Annotated in this window: 2 protein-coding genes; one reads left to right on the top strand and one right to left on the bottom strand. The window is 41.2% G+C overall.

The features are described 5' to 3' along the window. On the top strand, positions 1–867 hold an 867-nt coding region (locus tag IQ229_RS22405; protein ID WP_194047526.1), incomplete at its 5' end, for a sucrase ferredoxin. Between the two features lie 159 nt (positions 868–1,026). On the opposite strand, the gene IQ229_RS22400 is transcribed toward IQ229_RS22405, so the two are convergent. Further along, a complete protein-coding gene (locus IQ229_RS22400; RefSeq protein WP_194047524.1) occupies positions 1,027–2,622 on the bottom strand; it encodes a helix-turn-helix domain-containing protein in 1,596 nt (531 codons plus the stop codon). Between the last annotated feature and the right edge of the window lie 195 nt (positions 2,623–2,817).

Raw genomic sequence — 2,817 nt, 5'->3', positions numbered from 1 at the left:
GCCTTTAACTCCAAGTGGGTGCCTCAGAATTTGAGGATTTTGGTAGAAGAAGTGAAGCGTGCGAAACTGCCGATTAGATTTCTCCTAATTGCTAATGATTTATCACACAAGGTAAATCATACAACGCTTTTGATTTATCAAAAAGAAAAGGGGCTAAGTAATGGATACCATAAGCAGGAGTTTCAGCTAGCAAATATTGAACAAGTAGCAGGAGTTGTCCAAAAATGGATATGGGGTATCGATTCTAATTTTAAAGTAGAAACTAGTACAACTAGAGATATTTTAGTTTGTACCCACGGTAGCCATGATAAGTGTTGTGCGAGATATGGCGCTCCTTTTTACTTCCAAATAACAGCGAATAATGCTGATTTGTGCTTAGAGAATGTGCGAATTTGGAAATCATCGCACTTTGGTGGACATCGGTTTGCACCAACAATTATAGATTTGCCAGAAGGAAGATACTACGGTCGTCTCGATCAAGATTCATTTAGATCGATTTTGACTCGTACTGGTGATATTCAATGCTTACATCCAGTCTATCGAGGCTGGGGAATTCTGCCTGCTGCACTTCAGGTTTTGGAAAGAGAGCTAATTCTTTATAAAGGATGGGATTGGTTTAATTACAAAGTTGCAGGAAAAATTTTAGAACAAAGTTTAGACAATAGTACTATTTTAGCTGAAATTAGTTTTGAACAATCTTGTGGTTCTCTCTATACTTACCAAGCTAAACTTGTGAAAGATGAAACGAAGACTCAACAACTGAAAAGTTCATGCAATGCGACACGAGAGTTGGTAGTTACTAAATATGCTGTTGGTAGTTTTTGGATTACCTCTAGTAAGGTAATGAGTTATAGTACACAGAAATAGAGAGAGTTTTTAAACGCAGAGGGACGCCAAGGGAAGCGCAGAGTAACACAGAGTATTGCTAAGTTTAGTTCGCTATGAATTAATGAAATGCTGTATTTCGTATAACGCTACACAAATTAGTAATAAAATCTTTGCGTCCTTCTGCGTTTAAATTACAAATCAAGATAAAGGCATATTTAAGACTTTTCGTAACAGTATTTGGTCTTCTAATTTAGCTTTTAAACGACCATTCTCGATATCTCGAATCCAGCTTTGGCTTTTACCTGTGAGTTTTGCCAATTCTCTTTGGGAGAGATTCAAGTTTTTTCGCGCTTGCAAAATCTGTTCGCCGAGCAAATCTTTTGTAGCTTTGGGCTTCTTTTTGGCTTTGGCAGTTCTTGTTTTCTTTTTTTCCGATTCTGAGGTTTGCTGTTCCCATTCGGGCGGGAGTTCAAAAGCCAAAATCCGCGCATTCATTAAGAGATTCCATTTACCACGGGGGCCTGTGTCTGTGAGGCGGGTTTCAGCACCACCGTCATTAGTCCAAAATTCTAATGCTTCATCAGGATCTTCGGGAAGATCGATTAATTTTGCCCACAAAGGTTGAATTTCTGGTGGGTAAGTAACTGGATCGAAAAGTGGCTTCATTCCATAGTGATTGAGAATTTCCAAATCACTTTCAAAGGTTCGCAGCAGCCGTTTGCGTTCTTCCCGTTGTCTGGATGCAAGGGCGACTTTTTCTTCACCGTAAGCAATACGCAGCAAGGTAGGAATGGTGATGCGTTGTTCTTTGCCCATCTTGGTTTTAAACAGCAACCACAGCATTAGTCGAACTGCGCCTTCATGTTGCTGCCAAATGCTCATAACTGTGGTTAGCAGCGTTTTGGGAAGACTGCCGTATTGATAGAATGCGGTTCGCTCTTTACATGCTTGTTTGTTTAAGAAATATTGCGCCCATAAGCCTGCTTTTACTTTAAAAGTTAGCCCAATCAGATATTTGCATCCGAGATTGTCTTCTTGGAAGTGGTGCTGAATATCTACTAAATGCCATAAGCGGCTACCGACAAGAGAGAATCCGTTAATTCGACCTTGTTGGGGCCAGTCAATGGAGATAATCAGGGAGCAAGCTTGCTGAACAAGATTTTTCATTAAAGCTAGCTTGGCAGCTTTGCTCAAGTCTTTGCGTTTCTCCATCCCCAAATATTTCTCGATTTGTCGCTCATCGATCGCAAATTCTTGCTCCCAAGGTTGATCTAAGGCTGTAGCATAAGCGGCAAAAATTAGATGTATGCAAGCGGCTCTGATGTCAAGCCCCTCAATTGCTGCTATATCTGTAGCCTTGTTGTTGACTTTGAAGGGATCTTGGATATGAAATGCGATCGCACCTCGGCCTTGGTTGATTTGTCGGCTGTAACTTATGTAGCCTTCTTCATCGGTTTCCCAATGTAGCGATGTGCGCTGCGCTAGTACATTACAAGCTTCCCAAATAGCGATCGCTGAAGCAAATGGATTATTCTTGCTGTTAGAAAACAAGTCTAAACTGCTAGCATCTCTCGGTTCTATTTTGCATCTCCCCTTTTTCGACTGCCAAGGAATCGGAGAATTTGTTGGACAAGCTATTACACATTGCGGTTCTGAATAATAGCCCTCACAATTATTACAAAGACCAGGATCAATCCAGTATTCATTGTCCTCTATTCTGATTGCACCCGTAGGACATTGGGGGCGGCAGTTGTCACATCCAACGCAACTGTTGTTAGGAATTGTGTAAGGCATTTGGCTCTTTTCCCACTCTAATCGTTGAGATGTCTGGCTCAGGTCTCCCCTGGATGAGTCCTGTTTATTCATGACTCGCTACCACATATCTTTATGGCGAGAATAATCTTTTCTCACCACACTCGCCCCCCACATCCATATTGTTCGCATCCAATTGGAAGCTATTTAAGGCTTTAAAACCGAGCCGGATAAAAC

The sequence above is a fragment of the Nostoc cf. edaphicum LEGE 07299 genome (assembly GCF_015207245.1).
GTDB classification, from domain to species: Bacteria; Cyanobacteriota; Cyanobacteriia; order Cyanobacteriales; family Nostocaceae; genus Nostoc; species Nostoc edaphicum_B.
The sequence above is the reverse complement of the archived record's forward strand: the minus strand, read 5'-3'. Positions and strand labels throughout refer to the sequence as shown.

Bases quoted from the DNA above. Each gene is read 5' to 3' on its own strand.
- IQ229_RS22400 (WP_194047524.1), bottom strand. From the start codon at position 2,622: ATGCCTTACACAATTCCTAACAACAGTTGCGTTGGATGTGACAACTGC.